Below are 14,759 nucleotides of genomic sequence, written 5' to 3'. Positions count from 1 at the left end.
GCTGTGCTGGTCCGGGGGCAACCCCCGGACCCCCGGCAACTAAATGAACTTCTGGCTCGCGAGGAACTCGGCCAGCTGCTTGCCGCCCTCGCCCTCGTCCTTGACGATCGTGCCCGCGGTGCGCGCGGGGCGCTCGGTGGCGGAGTCGACCGCCGTCCAGGCGCCCTCCAGGCCGACCTCGTCGGCCTCGATGTCGAGGTCGGAGAGGTCCAAGGACTCCACCGGCTTCTTCTTGGCGGCCATGATGCCCTTGAAGGACGGGTAGCGGGCCTCGCCCGACTGGTCCGTCACCGACACGACGGCCGGAAGCGAGGCCTCCAGCTGCTCGGACGCGGTGTCACCGTCGCGACGGCCCTTGACGACACCGTCCTCGATCTTCACCTCGGAGAGCAGCGTGACCTGCGGGACGCCCAGACGCTCGGCGAGGATGGCCGGCAGGACGCCCATGGTGCCGTCCGTGGAGGCCATGCCCGCGATGACGACGTCGTAGCCGGTCTTCTCGATCGCCTTGGCCAGCACCAGCGAGGTGCCCATGACGTCGGAGCCGTGCAGGTCCTCGTCCTCGACGTGGACGGCCTTGTCGGCGCCCATGGACAGCGCCTTGCGCAGCGCGTCCTTGGCGTCCTCGGGGCCGACCGTGATGACGGTGACCTCGGCCTCGTCCGCCTCTTCGGCGATCTGCAGCGCCTGCTCGACGGCGTACTCGTCGAGCTCCGAAAGGAGGCCGTCGACGTCGTCGCGGTCGACGGTCAGGTCATCGGCGAAGTGCCGGTCGCCGGTGGCGTCGGGCACGTACTTCACACAGACAACGATCCTCAAGCTCACGCCGGCTCTCCTACTGCATCGTCATTACTGGGCTGCCTTGTTGCTCGCAGCATAGGCGCCTGAAGGGCGGGTTTCCGGTCGGGGCCGCTGGGCGCCCCACCCGAGATATTACTCGTCAGTACACCCAATCCGTTACCGGTGAGCAAGCGCTCAGGTGTGTGACCTTGCCAACGCGAAGCGGGCGGGTCGCCTCAGTCGCGCAGGGCGGTGAATCGACCCTGGTGGTAGAGGAGCGGCCGGCCCTCACCGGCGGGGTCCCCCGCCACGACCTCGGCGATCACGATCCGATGATCCCCGGCCGGGACGCGGGCCACCACCCGGCACACCAGCCAGGCGAGCACCCCGTCGAGCACCGGCACGCCCTCGGGGCCGACGCTCCAGCGGGTCGGGGCACCGAACCGGTCGGCGCCGCTGCGGGCGAACGTGTCGGCCAGCTCCCGCTGGTGCTCGCCGAGTATGTGGACGCCGATGTGCTCGGCCTCGGCGATCACCGGCCAGCTGGAGGAGGTGGTGCCCACGCCGAAGGAGAGGAGAGGAGGGTCGGCGGCGACCGAGGTGAGGGAGGTGGCGGTGAAGCCGACGGGACGGTCTCCGTGGGCGGTGACGACCGCGACACCGGCCGCGTGCTGCCGGAAGACGGAACGCAGAAGGTCGGAGCGGTGGAGATCGGAGCGGCGGAGATCGGGAGAGGCCTGCCGAGGGGCGCGGAGAGTGCGGAGCTCGGGCGAAACCGTCATGGAACTGTCCTTCTGCGGGGGCGTCGTGAGGGGAGTCCGTGGGTTCTCAGACACCCGGACAGCGCGCGCTCGCGTTGCGGGCCAGATCGACGTCGGCCCGCCCGTGGAGAAGGAGTTCTTGGGGCATCCGGCCAGCCTGACGATCGTTGGCCGGTGCAGTCAAGCGCGTCCCGGGATGTGGGAGATGTGTCACCGCGTCAGACGGCGCGGCCCAGGGCGGCGATGACGTCCGCCCGGCGGGGCTGTCCCGCCGCCCGGACCACGACCCGTCCGGCGCGGTCGAGGACCAGGACGGTGGGGGTACGGACGATGCCGAGCCGGCGGACGAGATCGAGGCGCTCCTCGGCGTCGATCTCCACGTGCCCGACACCTTCGATCATCGCGGCGACCTCGGCCAGCGTGCGGCGGGTGGCGCGGCAGGGCTGGCAGAAGGCCGTGGAGAACTGCACCAGGGTGGCCCGCTCCCCGAGCTCGACCCCGCTCTCCGCGCCGAGCGTCTCCACCTGTCGTGTCATGTCCCCTTCTTCCCGCTCGCCACTCCTGGCCCTTGGCTCTCCCGTGCAGCGCCCCGCGGCACCGTTCGATTCCCGCCATGGCCGGGGGGCGTGACGAGAATCTCGCCGTACGAAGCCGTCAGGACTGGTCACGACGGCCCACATGGGGCACGATCTGCCCAAAGCCTAAAACCTACGGCTGCGTAACTTCCGCCGGGAGAACCCTCCCCAGGCAAAGAAGAAGGGGTTCCTCTCAGATGGCAGAACTCGTCTATCGGCCGGTCATCGGCGCCGCACTGACGCTGTTCAAGGCGCTCGACCTGAAGATCGACACCCAGGGTTCGGAGCACATCCCGCGTACCGGCGGTGCCGTGCTCGTCAGCAATCACATCAGCTATCTGGACTTCATCTTCACGGGCCTGGCCGCTCTGCCGCAGAAGCGCCTGGTGCGCTTCATGGCCAAGGACTCGGTGTTCCGGCACAAGGTCTCGGGCCCGCTGATGCGCGGCATGAAGCACATTCCGGTGGACCGCTCGCAGGGCGAGCACGCCTACCAGCACGCGCTGGAGTCGCTGCGGGCCGGGGAGATCATCGGGGTGTTCCCCGAGGCGACGATCTCGCAGTCGTTCACGCTGAAGAGCTTCAAGTCGGGTGCGGCGCGACTCGCCCAGGAGGCCGGGGTGCCGCTGATCCCGATGGCGCTCTGGGGCACGCAGCGCGTCTGGACGAAGGGCCGGCCGCGGAACTTCAAGCGCAGCCACATCCCGGTGACCATCCGCGTCGGGGAGCCGATGGAGGCTCCGGCCGACCAGTACGCGGGGGCCATCACCCGGCGCCTGCGCGAGCGTGTGCAGGAGCTTCTCGAGGCCGCGCAGCGCGCCTATCCCGTACGTCCCAAGGACGCGAGCGACACCTGGTGGGTGCCCGCGCACCTCGGGGGCACGGCTCCGACTCCGGCCCAGGTCAAAGAAGCCGGCTGAGCGTCGTCCGAGGAACCGGCTGACCTCCGTCACGGAAGCAGGCCGAGGGTCCGCCGCGGGTCCGGGGTTCCGGCCGCGGCGGCGGGTCGTCACTCCGGGGTGCCGACGGTGATCCGCGCCCCGGGGCTGAGCTTCTCCAGCGACTCGGCGAGTTCCGTGCCCGCCGCCATGAGCTCCTCGCGGGTCATGGGGGCCAGCGACTCCAGCAGGAAGATCGCGTCGACGGTGTCGTCCTCGATCCGGGTGCGCGGCCCCTGGCGCCAGTTCCAGCGGCGGCAGGTGACGCCCGCCTCGTCGCGCCAGACGATCTCGCCCGGCTCGGGGTGCTCCACGGTCTCCTCGCCGCCCGCCATGGTCACGAACGGCTCGTCGCCGGTGGCCCGGACGAGGCTCATCGCGCCCTGGATGCGGCCCAGGTCCTCGCCGCCGACGGGGATCAGATGGGCGACGCTGATCGCGTTGTAGGCGTCGACGAGCCGGTTGATCCGGGGCAGCCCGCCGTCCGCGAGGGCTCGCCTGGCGAGCGCCTCGGCGGAGTTGCGGGTACGGGACGGCTTGGCGCCGAACGCCGTGTACGCGGCGCGCCAGGCGGCGATGTGCGGGTCCTTGTCCGGTGCCTGTCCGTCGAGCCGCTGCGCGAGGCGACGGGCCGCGTCGTCGAGCAGGGCCGAACTGGCCTCGTCGCTGGGCCCGTTGACCAGCCCGTGCGCCTCGACGGCGAGGTGGGTGAAGCCGGGCACGAGGGCGCGTACCTCGTCGGACACGGTCAGGGTGAGGGGCATCGCGGTCCTTGTCAGAGTTCGGTCGGGAGGGTCCGGGAGAGCTCCGGCACGTCCCGCGCCGACCGCAGGGCGTGCAGCGCCGCCGGATGCGGTACAGCGTACAATACCGGGGAGTCCACTTCATTGAACTCTGGGTCCGGGAGGAAGGCCAGCCGCTCGCCCTCCAGGGAGAACTCGGCCTCCTTGCCCGGCTCGCCGCCCCGCGGATCCTGGCGGTGCCAGGTCGACTCCCCCGGCATCCGGACCGCGACCAGCCCGTGCAGGGCCTCGAACTTCTGATAGCAGAGGGCGGTCGGGATGCCCTCGGCGCGCAGCAGCGCCGCGAGCGCGTGCGACTTGGCGTAACAGATGCCGGTGCCCCGCGCGAGGACGTCGGAGGCCCGCCAGGTGACCTGGGTGTCGCCGGAGTCGAATGAGTGCGGGATGGCGTCCCGGACGAACTCGAAGGCGGCCTTCGCGTATGAGTATGCGTCGGGGTGGTCGGCGCGCAGGTGCGCGGCGGTCTCCCGTACGAGTGGGTGCTCATGGTCGATGACCTCGTCGGCCGCGAGGTAGGCGGAGAGTTCTGGTTCCCGCTGGATCAGTTCCATGCGCCCGAGCGTAGGAATGCGGCCGACCGGAGTCAATCTATTTCCGGTCGACCGCATAGCTATGCAAGGTGACTAGCGCGCCATCTCTTCCTTGAGCGCCTGGAGGAAGGCGTCGACGTCGTCCTCCGTGGTGTCGAAGGAGCACATCCAGCGCACGTCGCCGGCCGCCTCGTCCCAGAAGTAGAAGCGGAAGCGCTCCTGCAGGCGGGTGCTGACCTCGTGCGGCAGCCGCGCGAAGACCGCGTTGGCCTGTACGGGGTAGAGGATCTCCACCCCGTCCACGGCGCGCACCCCGGCCGCGAGGCGCTGGGCCATCGCGTTGGCGTGCCGGGCGTTGCGGAGCCACAGGTCCTTGGCGAGCAGCGCCTCCAGCTGCACCGACACGAACCGCATCTTGGACGCGAGCTGCATGGACATCTTGCGCAGATGCTTCATGTGGCTGACGGCGTCCGGGTTGAGGACGACGACGGCCTCGCCGAACAGCATGCCGTTCTTGGTGCCGCCGTAGGAGATGACGTCCACGCCCACCGCGTTCGTGAACGCCCGCATCGGGACGTCCAGCGAGGCGGCGGCGTTGGCTATCCGGGCTCCGTCGAGGTGGACCTTCATGCCCTTGGAGTGGGCGTGCTCGACGATCGCCCGGATCTCGTCCACGGTGTAGACCGTGCCCAGCTCGGTGTTCTGGGTGATCGAGACGACCTGCGGCATGGCCCGGTGCTCGTCCTCCCAGCCCCACGCCTGCCGGTCGATCAGCTCGGGGGTGAGCTTGCCGTCCGGGGTCGGCACGGTGAGCAGCTTGAGGCCGCCCATGCGCTCGGGGGCTCCGCCCTCGTCCACGTTGATGTGCGCGGACTCGGCGCAGATCACCGCGCCCCAGCGGTCGGTCAGCGCCTGGAGGGCGGTGACATTGGCGCCGGTGCCGTTGAACACGGGGAAGGCCTCGGCGCCGGGGCCGAAGTGGCTGTGCATGATCCGCTGGAGGTGCTCGGTGTAGTCGTCCTCGCCGTAGGCGATCTGATGACCGCCGTTGGCGAGGGCGATCGCCGCGAGGACCTCCGGGTGGGCGCCGGCGTAGTTGTCGCTGGCGAAGCCCCGGACCGACGGGTCGTGGTGACGACGCGCGTCGGTCCTGGAGGGCGGTGCCGGGGTCACGGCTTGGGGGTCAGCCACAGACGCTGTCCATTCACTTCCTGTGCGGGCCGGTCCCAGACGCCGGCGATGGCGTCGGCCAGATCCTTGACGTCGGTGAAGCCCGCGAACTTCGCATTCGGGCGCTCGGCGCGCATGGCGTCGTGCACCAGTGCCTTGATCACCAGGATGGCAGCCGCGGCCTTGGGCCCGTCCTCGCCCCCCAGCTTGCGGAAGTCGTCACCCATCGCCAGGGTCCACGCCTCGGCCGCCGCCTTGGCCGCGGCGTAGGCCGCGTTCCCGGCGGTGGGCTTGGAGGCGCCCGCGGCGCTGACCAGGACGTAGCGGCCGCGGTCGCTGCGCATGAGCGGCTGGTGGAAGGCGAGCGAGGTGGACTGGACCGTACGGATCAGCACCTTCTCCAGGAAGGCCCAGTCGGCCAGGTCCGTCTCGGCGAAGGAGGCGCTGCCGCGCCAGCCGCCGACGAGGTGGACGAGTCCGTCGATCCGGCCGAACTCCTTCTCCGTCTTGTCCGCCCACTCACGGGCGGCTCCGAGGTCGAAGAGGTCGACCGTGTCACCGACGACCGTGGCCCCGCCGTGCGCGTACCGGGCGGCGTCGACCGCCTCGGCCAGGCGCGCGGGGTCGGCGTCCGAGGCGACGACGACCGCGCCGGCCTCGGCGAGGCGCATCAGCGCCGCCCGGCCGGCCGGTCCGGCCGCTCCCGCGACCGCGATGACGGCACCTTCCAGCCGACCGCCGTTCCCGTTGCCGTTCATGGGCGTCGCCTCCTTGGAAACTGAGTTCACGCGGCAGCCTGCTCGGTCCGGGAAGCGCCGGCGGCGGTGATGCCCTTGGTCGCGGCGATCACGCCCTTGAGCTTCTTGGACAGGGCCTCATAGAACATGCTGAGCGGAAACTCGTCCGGAAGCACGTCGTCGACGAGCTTGCGCGGCGGCTGCGTCAGGTCGAGGGCGTCGGGACCCTTGGCCCAGCGCGAGCCGGGGTGCGGGGCGAGGTAGGTGGAGACCAGCTCGTACGCCTTGAACCAGTGGACGAGCTTGGGGCGGTCGATGCCGTCGCGGTACAGCTTCTCGATCTCGCCGCAGAGCTGGTTGGTGACCTCGGGGGCGCGCCGCCAGTCGATCTTGAGCGTGTTGTCCGTCCAGCGCACCACGTCGTGCTTGTGGAGGTACGCGAAGAGGAGCTGGCCGCCCAGACCGTCGTAGTTGCGGTTGCGGTCGCCGGTGACCGGGAAGCGGAACATCCGGTCGAAGAGGACGGCGTACTGCACGTCCCGGCCGTGGGTGTTGCCCTCGGCCTCCAGCTTCACGGCCTCCTTGAAGGCGGTGAGGTCGCAGCGCAGCTCCTCCAGGCCGTACATCCAGAACGGCTGGCGCTGCTTGATCATGAAGGGGTCGAACGGCAGGTCGCCGTGGCTGTGGGTGCGGTCGTGGACCATGTCCCAGAGCACGAAGGCGGCCTCGCAGCGCTTCTGGTCCTTGACCATGGCGGCGATGTCCTCGGGCAGGTCGATGCCGAGGATGTCGACGGCGGCCTCGGTGACCTTGCGGAAGCGGGCGGCCTCGCGGTCGCAGAAGATGCCGCCCCAGCTGAACCGCTCGGGGGCCTCGCGCACGGCGATGGTCTCGGGGAAGAGGACGGCCGAGTTGGTGTCGTAACCGGCGGTGAAGTCCTCGAAGGTGATGCCGCAGAACAGCGGGTTGTCGTAGCGGGTGCGCTCCAGCTCGGAGAGCCACTCCGGCCAGACCATGCGCAGCACGACGGCTTCCAGGTTGCGGTCCGGGTTGCCGTTCTGGGTGTACATCGGGAAGAGCGCCAGGTGCTGGAGCCCGTCCACGCGGTCGGCGGCCGGCTGGAAGGCCAGCAGGGAGTCCAGGAAGTCCGGGACCGCGAAGCCGCTCTCCACCCACTTGCGCAGGTCGGCGACGAGCGCGCGGTGGTACGCGGCGTCGTGCGGCAGCAGCGGGGAGAGCTGCTCCACCGCGGCCACGATCCGGTCGACCGTGCGCTCGACCAGGGCTCGGGAGGGGGCTCCCTCGGCCTCCAGGTCGATGGAGCCGTCCTTGCTCTGCCAGGGACGGATCTCCTCCACGGCATTCTTGAGCTCGGGCCAGGCAGGGTGCTGGATCACCGGAGCAGCGGTGGTTATCCCCCCACCGGTCACGTCCTGCACAAGAATTTCCGTCATTCGTCTTCCTCCACAGGAGAACCTCGCGTCAAGACACCGTATCCATTCGCGGTTCCTCCCCACAAGTGGGGGCAGAAGAAATTATCCTGTGCGACCCCCATGGTCACCGCGATTTTTCCTGTCCGACAGGGTTGAGGCGATCGCATCCGCAGCGCCGGTCAGGGCGCGGGCCGCGGCGTCGAGGTACTCCGCCAGGGCCAGGAAGCCGTGGAACATCCCCGGATGGTGGTCCTCCGTGACCGCGACGCCCGCCGCGGCGAGTGCGGCGGCGAACGCCCGCCCCTCGTCGCACAGCGGGTCGCAGCCGGCCGTGACGACGTGCGCGGGCGGCAGGCCGCCCAGCTCGGCACGGAGGGGGGAGGCGAGCGGATGGCGGGGGTCCCCGTCGGGGCCGAGATAGTGGTCGCGGAACCAGCGCATGTGGGTGGTGGTGAGGTAGTACCCCGCTCCATTGAGGCGGTACGAGGGGTGGTCGCCGGCCAGGTCCGTGACGGGGTAGATCAGCACCTGGCGGGCGAGCGCGGGCCCCTGCCGGTCGCGGGCGAGCAGCGCGGCCGCGGCGGCGAGGTTGCCGCCCGCGCTGTCCCCGGCGACCACCAGGGCCGAGGGGTCGCCGCCCAGCTCGTCCAGGTGCGCCGAGGCCCAGAGCAGGGCCGCGTAGGCGTCCTCGACGGCGGCGGGGAAGCGGGCCTCCGGGGCGAGCCGGTAGTCGACGGAGACCACGACGGCACCGGACTCCCGGCACAGCGCCCGGCAGGTGCGGTCATGGGTGTCGAGGTCACAGAGGACCCAGCCGCCACCGTGGTAGAAGACGACGGTGGGACGGGGCGCCCGGGCTGCCCGGGCCGGCGGGCGGGGGATGCCTTCGCCTCGCGGCCCGGCGGGGGCACTCGGCGGGTGGTAGACGCGGACGCGGAGCGGGGGCGCGCCCTCGGGGCCCGGGATCGTCCGCTCCTCCACCGCGCCGACGGCGGGCGGGTCGGTGGGCGCCGCCGTGGCGGCGGCCAGGACGCGGCGCGCCTCCACGGGGTCGGTGACGGCGCCCCCTATGTCGGGGAAGACGGCGGTCAGCAGGTCGGCGAAGGGGCGGGCGGCGGGGTCGAGCCGGTCGCCGCCGGGCGGGACCCGGCCGCTCATCGCCCCTCGCCCTTCTTCTTGAAGTGGGGGATGACGGTGTCGCCCCACTGGCGGAGCGTCTCCAGGCAGGCCTCCTGCGGCACCGTTCCCATCTGGATCAGGCACATGATCTCGTCGGCCCCCGCGTCGCGGAGGCGTTCGACGTAGGCGATGGCGTCCCGCGCCGTGCCGTAGGCGTGGTCGGCGTTGAAGGTCGCCGTGGCCGAGGGCCGGACCGGAATGCGCTGTTCGTGGAGCCGGGCCACGACCTGCTCGGCGGCGCGGCGCATCTCGGCGGCCTCGTCCTCGCCCGTGGCGCCGCGGACGACCGCCTCGTCGGGGATGCCGGCCCCTCCGTACCAGTGGCCGATCGACTGGGCGAAGAAGCGCTGGCCCCGGATGCCTACCCGCCGGGCCTCCTCGCGGTCGTCGAGGACGATCGTGGGGCAGAGCACGGAGAAGTGGTCGTTGACGACGGTGGAGACGAACCGCTCGCCGGTACGGGCCGCCCGGGCCGCGTCGTACGCCCGGCGCATCCCGGCGATCGAGTCGGGTCCGGCGAAGCCCATCACCAGCGCGCCGATGCCCAGCTCGGCGGCCTGGACCAGGGTCTCGGCGCGGCTGCAGGCGAGGAAGAGCGGCGGGTGCGGGGTCTGGCTCGGGCGGGGCAGGATCGGATGCGGATCGATCCCGATCAGCTCGGAGTGGTATTCCAGCTCCTCCTTCTGCCAGGCCTTGCCGATGATCCGCAGGGCGTCCTCCACCTCGGCGGTCGTCCGGTCGCGGTCGACGCCGCACAGCGAGGTCTCCTGCTCGGTGCCGCCCCGGCCCGCGCCGAGGTCGAGCCGGCCGCCGGAGAGCAGATCCAGCATGGCGGCGCGTTCGGCGACGCGGGCGGGGTGGTTGAACCGGAACGGCATGCAGACCACGCCGTGCCCGATCCTGATCCGGCTCGTCTTCGCGGCGACGTAGGAGAGGAAGACCTCGGGCGCGGACATGTGGGCGTACCACTTGAGGGAGTGGTGCTCGACGGCCCAGATCCGGTCGAAGCCCATCTCCTCGGCGAGGACGGCCTGTTCGACGCAGTCCCTGATGACCTGGTGTTCGTGCTCCACGGTCGGGTCGGCCAGCTGCGCCTCGAAGATCACCGAGAACTTCACGTGCCCTCCAGGGGGTTGTGCCGGTGCGCTGCCCTTACTTCAATTCGCCATATGACTAGTCGTCAGGTCTCGAAGAGGCAAGAGACGGAACAGGGATTGCCGCAGACCGCGTGGGCGGTGCTCGGCCTGCTCTCCTTCCCCGGCGAGCGCACCGGCTACGACCTGAAGAAGTGGGCCGACGCCTCGCTGCGCTTCTTCCACTGGTCGCCGGCGATCAGCCAGATCTACGCGGAGCTGCGGCGCCTGGAGTCGCGGGGTTACGTGACGTCGGCCCGGTCCGGCCCGGAGGAACCGAGGGCGAAGCGGCGGTACGCCATCACGGAGGCGGGCCGGGCGGCCCTTGCCCGGTGGGCGGCGGAGGGGGACGGCGGGCCCGTGGTGCTGAAGCACCCGCTGGTGCTGCGGGTGTGGCTGGGCCATCTGGCCGCACCCGGGCGACTGCGCGCGCTCGTCGAGGAGCACATCGCCCGTACGCGGGAGGAGCTGACCGAGATCAGGGGCGCGCTGACCCAGGCGGAGTCCGTACCGCGGTGGGCCCATCCGGCGGTCGCCCTGCGCTGGAGCGAGCGCCGGAGCCTGGCGGAGCTGGAGCTGGCGGAGGCGATGCTCGCCGACCTGGAGGGCTTGGAGGACCTGGAGGGCCTGGACGCGCTGGAGGGCCCGGCGGGCCTGGAGGACTCGGGCGGCCGGTCCTGAGACCGCAGGCCCGGGGTTCTTCGGGGTTCGGGGTTCTTCGGGGTTCGGGGTTCGGGGCGGCGGGGAAGGGCTCGTTCCGACGAGGGCCGCGCGTGCGCTTCCCTCTCACGGCGAAGCCATTAGGCTGCGCCACCCAGGGACCCGTGCCCGGACATCGACGGAAGCGAGAAGATCTTGAGTTTCCTCACCATCGGTCATCGCGGAGTCATGGGCGTCGAGCCCGAGAACACCCTGCGCTCCTTCGTCCGCGCCGAGCAGGCCGGCATGGACGCCATCGAGCTGGATCTCCACCTGAGCAAGGACGGCGCCCTCGTCGTCATGCACGACGCCGAGGTCGACCGGACCACCGACGGCAGTGGGCCGATCGCCGAACTGACCCTCGCCGAGCTCCGCGAGCTGGACGCCGGTGACGGGGAGCGCGTCCCCGTCTTCGAGGAGGTCCTGGACGCGGTCCGGGCCCCGATCCAGGCCGAGATCAAGGACGTGGCCGCCGCCCGGACGCTCGCCGAGGTGATGAACCGGCGCGATCTGACCGGGCGCGTGGAGGTGCTCTCCTTCCACGACGAGGCCCTCGCCGAGATCGCCCGGCACGTCCCGGGCGTCCGGACCGCGCTCGTGGCCGACGACTGGGACGGGGACGTCGTCGACCGGGCCAAGGCGGTCGGGGCGGGCGCCCTCGTCCTGAACATCCAGCACCTCACGCTGGATACGGTCGAGCACGCCCACCGGGAGGGCCTGCGGGTGATCGGCTGGGTGGTCAACACCCAGGACCACCTGCGGCTCGCCCGGGCCCTGGAGCTGGACGGCGCGACGACCGACTATCCGGAGATCCGCCGCACCGGCCGCTTCACGGCCTGAGGGCCCGGCTCACACCGGAGCCCACTCCAGCAGCTCGCACCAGCGGCTCGCACGAGCCGCTCACACCAGCGGCTTCACCAGGAGCTCGAACCGCAGGTCGTCCCGCTGCGGGATGCCGAAGCGCTCGTCGCCGTACGGGAACGGGGTCATCTCTCCCGTACGGCGGTAGCCGCGCCGCTCGTACCAGGCGATGAGCTCCTCGCGTACGGAGATCACCGTCATGTGCATCTCCCGCACGTCCCAGAGATCCCGCACCCGGCGCTCCGCCTCGGCGATGATCCGGCGGCCGAGGCCCCCGCCCTGGTGCTCGGGACGGACCGCGAACATGCCGAAGTAGGCCGCCTCGCCCCGGCGTTCGAGCTGGCAGCAGGCGACGAGCTCGCCGTCGCGCTCGACGACGAGGAGCCGGCTGCCCGGGGTGGTGATGACCGCGCGCACGCCCTCGGCGTCGGTGCGCCGCCCCTCGAGGATGTCCGCCTCGGTGGTCCAGCCGGCCCGGCTGGAGTCGCCCCGATAGGCCGACTCGACGAGCGCGACGAGCGCCGGGACGTCGTCCTCGACCGCGTCGCGGTAGCTGATCCGGCCGGTGTCCTGGGACGTGGCGGTGTCCATGGCGTTCGGTTCTCCCCTCGGGCGCTGACGATCGGTGGAGGCGATCTCCCCGAGCGTAACGCCCCCGCCGCGTGCTCCCCGTGTACGCCTGTGCGCTCGCGTACGCCCGGCTCCGCCCGGGCATCGACGTCGGGAGGGACGACGGGGAGGTGTGCCGTGCACGGACCGGCGTTGTCGGCGTGGCTGTTGGTGGCGCTGTGCGGGGCGAGCGGGGCGTACTGCCTGCTGCGGACGCGGCGCTGCGCCGGCGAGGAGCGCAGGGCGGCGGGGAGCGAGGCCGTGATGGGCTTCGGCATGGCGGCGATGGCGCTGCCGGCCGCCGTGCTCACCCCGCCGGACTGGAGCTGGGCGGTGTACGCGGCGGTGTTCGGCGTGGCGGCGCTGCGCGCGCTGCTCGCGGCCCGGCGCGGCGGGCATCATCTGCACCACCTGGTGGGCTCCTTGGCCATGGTCTACATGGCGGTGGCCATGGCGCTGCCGGCGCAGGGAGCGCACGGAGGGCATGGGGTCCACGCGGCCGCGTCGGGGGTCACGGGGGGCGCGCCGCTCGTGACGGGAGCGCTGCTGGCGTACTACGCGGTGTACGTGCTGCGGTCGGGGGCCCGGCTGGTCCCGGTGGCGGCGCCGGCCGGCGGGCCTTCGGCGGCGTGGGCCTCGCGGCCGGAGTTCGCCCTCGTGTGCCGGCTGTCGATGGCGCTCGCGATGCTGGCGATGCTCGTGACGCTGTGACGCTGTGGCTCTGTGGCTCTGTGGCTCTGTGGGAAACCGTGGCGTACGTCACTTGGCTCGCGCGGTTGTACCCCCCGGTAGCCGACGCTCATAGGGTGGCCTCATGTTGGTCTCCCTCGCGCTGCTCGCGCTCGGCGTCCTGACCGCCGTCGTGGCCCCGCGACTGCTGTCGCGGTCCGACTGGGCGGAACGCGAGCCCGTGGTGGCGCTCTGGATGTGGCAGTGCGTGGTGGCCGCGGTCCTGCTGAGCTTCGCGCTGTCGATGACGTTCAGCGCGGCGGCTGCCTGGCAGGTGGTACGGGGACGGATCTTCGCGCCCGCGCCGCGTGGTGTGATCGAGGCGTATGAACTGGGCACCCACCGGCCGTGGTCGGCCGCGCTGGCGGTCGTGCTGGCCTGCGGTGGACTGTGGACGGCGGCCATGCTGACCCGGGAGATCCGCCGGGCGCGGGCCCGCCGTCGGCAGCGCCACGGCGAACTGCTCGCCCGTTCCCCGCTGTTGCCCGGCGAGCGGCCGGACGGCGAGGGGCTCGTCGTCCTGGAGGCCGAACGGCCGGACGCCTGGTGGCTGTCGGGCACCGCGCCACGCCTTGTGGTCACGACGGCCGCCCTGCGCCGCTTGAAGGGACGCCAGCTCGATGCCGTGCTCGCGCACGAGCAGGGACACGCCCGGGCGCGCCACGACTGGTTGCTGCACTGCTCGGGCGCGCTGGCGGGCGGGTTCCCGGGGATTCCGGTCTTCGCGGCCTTCCGCGGGGAGATGCACCGGCTGGTGGAGCTGGCCGCCGACGATGTCGCCTCGCGCCGCTTCGGGCGGCTGACGATCGCCCTCGCGCTGGTGGAACTCAACGAGGAGCGTGGGGTGTTCGGCCCCGGCCAGGTCCCGGACGGGGACCTTCCGCAGCGGGTCAACCGGCTCCTCGCGGCCACTCCACGCCTGACGGCGGGGCGCCGGCTGCGGCTGACGGCGGCGGCGGCGCTGGTGCCGGTGGTGCCGGTTCTGGTGGCGTTCGTCCCCGCGCTGCGGGCGCTCGGATAACCGCGGGCGGCTCGGCGCCGGCCCGAACGCCGGGGAAGATCGGGGAAGATCGAGTCATGCGCTCCTCCGCCGTCGTCTCCGGTGCCCTGGCCGTGCTGCTGCTCGTCCTCGTAGCCGTGGACTTTCAGCCGCTGCTCTCCCTGGACCGTTCGGTCGCCGAATCGCTGCACCGCAGCGCCGTCGCCGAGCCGGGCCTCACCCACCTCAACCGGGTCCTCAGCGACTGGGTCTGGGACCCATGGACCATGCGGGCGCTGATCACGGCCGCGGTGGTGGTGCTGTGGTGGCGTCGGGAGCGCCTGCTCGCGCTGTGGCTCGTCGGGGCGAGTCTGGCGGCGGCGGCCGTGCAGCAGGGGATGAAGGCGGCCGTCGACCGGAACCGGCCCTCCTGGACCGATCCGGTCGACTCGGCGCACTACGCGGCCTTCCCCTCGGGGCACGCCCTGACGGCGGCGCTGACCTGTGCGCTGCTGCTGTGGGTGCTCGCCCTGCACTGGCGGGAGACCTGGCGGGGGTGGAGCGTCCTCGCGGTGACGGCCGTGGTGTCGGTGGTGGGCGTGGGGTGGACCCGGGTCTACCTGGGGGTGCACTGGCCCTCGGACGTGGTGGCCGGCTGGCTGCTGGGCTGGTGCGGCGCCGCTGTGGCGATCATCACGTACCGGAAGTACGGGCGGAACGCGGACCGCAGGGACGCTCAGCGAGACACCCCCTAGGGGAGGCTGTCGTGCCGATCGGGCCGGAGGAGAATGGGGGAAACGCAAGGAAACCGGCTGTTCTGGGCGATCCCCCGCGTCGCCCAGA

Annotated in this window: 17 protein-coding genes; 6 read left to right on the top strand and 11 right to left on the bottom strand. The window is 71.8% G+C overall.

Annotation, left to right across the window (positions count from 1 at the left end; translation table 11 throughout):
* Positions 1-39: 39 nt before the first annotated feature.
* The 3 genes from ACF06X_RS12080 to ACF06X_RS12070 all read right to left on the bottom strand — a co-directional run bounded on the left by ACF06X_RS12080 (position 40) and on the right by ACF06X_RS12070 (position 2,077).
* On the bottom strand, positions 40-825 hold the full coding sequence (locus ACF06X_RS12080; protein ID WP_392287135.1) for an electron transfer flavoprotein subunit beta/FixA family protein: 786 nt from the start codon (positions 823-825) through the stop codon (positions 40-42).
* 191 nt (positions 826-1,016) lie between these two features.
* Positions 1,017-1,562 carry a flavin reductase family protein gene (locus tag ACF06X_RS12075; RefSeq protein ID WP_392287134.1) on the bottom strand — a complete coding sequence of 182 codons (546 nt, stop codon included), beginning with the start codon at positions 1,560-1,562 and terminating at the stop codon, positions 1,017-1,019.
* 197 nt (positions 1,563-1,759) lie between these two features.
* Positions 1,760-2,077, bottom strand: a complete 318-nt coding sequence (locus tag ACF06X_RS12070) for a TlpA family protein disulfide reductase (RefSeq protein ID WP_392287133.1) — start codon at positions 2,075-2,077, stop codon at positions 1,760-1,762.
* Between the two features lie 236 nt (positions 2,078-2,313).
* On the opposite strand from ACF06X_RS12070, the gene ACF06X_RS12065 reads away from it, so the two are divergent.
* Positions 2,314-3,036 (top strand): lysophospholipid acyltransferase family protein, encoded by a 723-nt coding sequence (locus tag ACF06X_RS12065; protein WP_392287132.1) that lies wholly within the window; start codon positions 2,314-2,316, stop codon positions 3,034-3,036.
* An 89-nt stretch (positions 3,037-3,125) separates the two neighbouring features.
* On the opposite strand, the gene ACF06X_RS12060 is transcribed toward ACF06X_RS12065, so the two are convergent.
* The 7 genes from ACF06X_RS12060 to ACF06X_RS12030 form a co-directional block, all read right to left on the bottom strand.
* Positions 3,126-3,818 carry a B3/4 domain-containing protein gene (locus tag ACF06X_RS12060; RefSeq protein ID WP_392287131.1) on the bottom strand — a complete coding sequence of 231 codons (693 nt, stop codon included), beginning with the start codon at positions 3,816-3,818 and terminating at the stop codon, positions 3,126-3,128.
* 11 nt (positions 3,819-3,829) lie between these two features.
* Entirely contained in the window at positions 3,830-4,408 is a 579-nt protein-coding gene (locus ACF06X_RS12055; protein WP_392287130.1) for a transglutaminase family protein, read from the bottom strand.
* Positions 4,409-4,480: 72 nt separating this feature from the next.
* On the bottom strand, positions 4,481-5,560 hold the full coding sequence (locus ACF06X_RS12050; protein WP_392287684.1) for a threonine aldolase family protein: 1,080 nt from the start codon (positions 5,558-5,560) through the stop codon (positions 4,481-4,483).
* Positions 5,557-6,315 (bottom strand): SDR family NAD(P)-dependent oxidoreductase, encoded by a 759-nt coding sequence (locus ACF06X_RS12045; RefSeq protein ID WP_392287129.1) that lies wholly within the window; start codon positions 6,313-6,315, stop codon positions 5,557-5,559. The genes ACF06X_RS12050 and ACF06X_RS12045 overlap by 4 nt, the downstream gene beginning before the upstream one ends.
* Before the next feature lie 26 nt (positions 6,316-6,341).
* On the bottom strand, positions 6,342-7,748 hold the full coding sequence (locus ACF06X_RS12040; protein ID WP_392287128.1) for a DUF6421 family protein: 1,407 nt from the start codon (positions 7,746-7,748) through the stop codon (positions 6,342-6,344).
* 81 nt (positions 7,749-7,829) lie between these two features.
* Positions 7,830-8,885: an alpha/beta hydrolase gene (locus tag ACF06X_RS12035; RefSeq protein WP_392287127.1), complete on the bottom strand. Its 1,056-nt coding sequence runs from the start codon at positions 8,883-8,885 to the stop codon at positions 7,830-7,832.
* Positions 8,882-10,024, bottom strand: a complete 1,143-nt coding sequence (locus ACF06X_RS12030) for an LLM class flavin-dependent oxidoreductase (protein ID WP_392287126.1) — start codon at positions 10,022-10,024, stop codon at positions 8,882-8,884. Before ACF06X_RS12030 ends, ACF06X_RS12035 begins: the two co-directional genes overlap by 4 nt.
* A gap of 117 nt (positions 10,025-10,141) precedes the next feature.
* Between ACF06X_RS12030 and ACF06X_RS12025 the strand changes: the two genes are divergently transcribed.
* Both ACF06X_RS12025 and ACF06X_RS12020 read left to right on the top strand, forming a co-directional pair.
* On the top strand, positions 10,142-10,720 hold the full coding sequence (locus ACF06X_RS12025; protein ID WP_392287683.1) for a PadR family transcriptional regulator: 579 nt from the start codon (positions 10,142-10,144) through the stop codon (positions 10,718-10,720).
* Between the two features lie 174 nt (positions 10,721-10,894).
* Positions 10,895-11,578: a glycerophosphodiester phosphodiesterase gene (locus ACF06X_RS12020; RefSeq protein WP_392287125.1), complete on the top strand. Its 684-nt coding sequence runs from the start codon at positions 10,895-10,897 to the stop codon at positions 11,576-11,578.
* A gap of 60 nt (positions 11,579-11,638) precedes the next feature.
* Here the strand turns inward: ACF06X_RS12020 and ACF06X_RS12015 are convergent, their stop codons facing one another.
* Positions 11,639-12,190: a GNAT family N-acetyltransferase gene (locus ACF06X_RS12015; protein WP_392287124.1), complete on the bottom strand. Its 552-nt coding sequence runs from the start codon at positions 12,188-12,190 to the stop codon at positions 11,639-11,641.
* Between the two features lie 156 nt (positions 12,191-12,346).
* Between ACF06X_RS12015 and ACF06X_RS12010 the strand changes: the two genes are divergently transcribed.
* The 3 genes from ACF06X_RS12010 (at position 12,347) to ACF06X_RS12000 (ending at position 14,671) form a co-directional block, all read left to right on the top strand.
* Positions 12,347-12,919, top strand: coding sequence for a DUF5134 domain-containing protein (locus tag ACF06X_RS12010; RefSeq protein WP_392287123.1), 573 nt, complete (start codon positions 12,347-12,349; stop codon positions 12,917-12,919).
* A 103-nt stretch (positions 12,920-13,022) separates the two neighbouring features.
* Positions 13,023-13,958, top strand: coding sequence for a M56 family metallopeptidase (locus tag ACF06X_RS12005; protein ID WP_392287122.1), 936 nt, complete (start codon positions 13,023-13,025; stop codon positions 13,956-13,958).
* 56 nt (positions 13,959-14,014) lie between these two features.
* The gene (locus tag ACF06X_RS12000) at positions 14,015-14,671 is read left to right on the top strand and encodes a phosphatase PAP2 family protein (RefSeq protein ID WP_392287121.1); all 657 of its coding nucleotides are present in this window, start codon (positions 14,015-14,017) and stop codon (positions 14,669-14,671) included.
* Positions 14,672-14,759 lie beyond the last annotated feature (88 nt).

The organism is Streptomyces sp. NPDC015346, assembly GCF_043078785.1.
Lineage (GTDB): Bacteria > Actinomycetota > Actinomycetes > Streptomycetales > Streptomycetaceae > Streptomyces.
The sequence above is the reverse complement of the archived record's forward strand: the minus strand, read 5'-3'. Positions and strand labels throughout refer to the sequence as shown.

What these genes read in the sequence shown, in the direction of transcription:
- ACF06X_RS12035 (WP_392287127.1), bottom strand. Translation starts at nt 8,885, where the DNA reads ATGAGCGGCCGGGTCCCGCCCGGCGGCGACCGGCTCGACCCCGCCGCC.
- ACF06X_RS12065 (WP_392287132.1), top strand. Translation starts at nt 2,314, where the DNA reads ATGGCAGAACTCGTCTATCGGCCGGTCATCGGCGCCGCACTGACGCTG.
- ACF06X_RS12060 (WP_392287131.1), bottom strand. Translation starts at nt 3,818, where the DNA reads ATGCCCCTCACCCTGACCGTGTCCGACGAGGTACGCGCCCTCGTGCCC.
- ACF06X_RS12005 (WP_392287122.1), top strand. Translation starts at nt 13,023, where the DNA reads ATGTTGGTCTCCCTCGCGCTGCTCGCGCTCGGCGTCCTGACCGCCGTC.
- ACF06X_RS12075 (WP_392287134.1), bottom strand. Translation starts at nt 1,562, where the DNA reads ATGACGGTTTCGCCCGAGCTCCGCACTCTCCGCGCCCCTCGGCAGGCC.
- ACF06X_RS12070 (WP_392287133.1), bottom strand. Translation starts at nt 2,077, where the DNA reads ATGACACGACAGGTGGAGACGCTCGGCGCGGAGAGCGGGGTCGAGCTC.
- ACF06X_RS12015 (WP_392287124.1), bottom strand. Translation starts at nt 12,190, where the DNA reads ATGGACACCGCCACGTCCCAGGACACCGGCCGGATCAGCTACCGCGAC.
- ACF06X_RS12000 (WP_392287121.1), top strand. Translation starts at nt 14,015, where the DNA reads ATGCGCTCCTCCGCCGTCGTCTCCGGTGCCCTGGCCGTGCTGCTGCTC.
- ACF06X_RS12045 (WP_392287129.1), bottom strand. Translation starts at nt 6,315, where the DNA reads ATGAACGGCAACGGGAACGGCGGTCGGCTGGAAGGTGCCGTCATCGCG.
- ACF06X_RS12040 (WP_392287128.1), bottom strand. Translation starts at nt 7,748, where the DNA reads ATGACGGAAATTCTTGTGCAGGACGTGACCGGTGGGGGGATAACCACC.
- ACF06X_RS12055 (WP_392287130.1), bottom strand. Translation starts at nt 4,408, where the DNA reads ATGGAACTGATCCAGCGGGAACCAGAACTCTCCGCCTACCTCGCGGCC.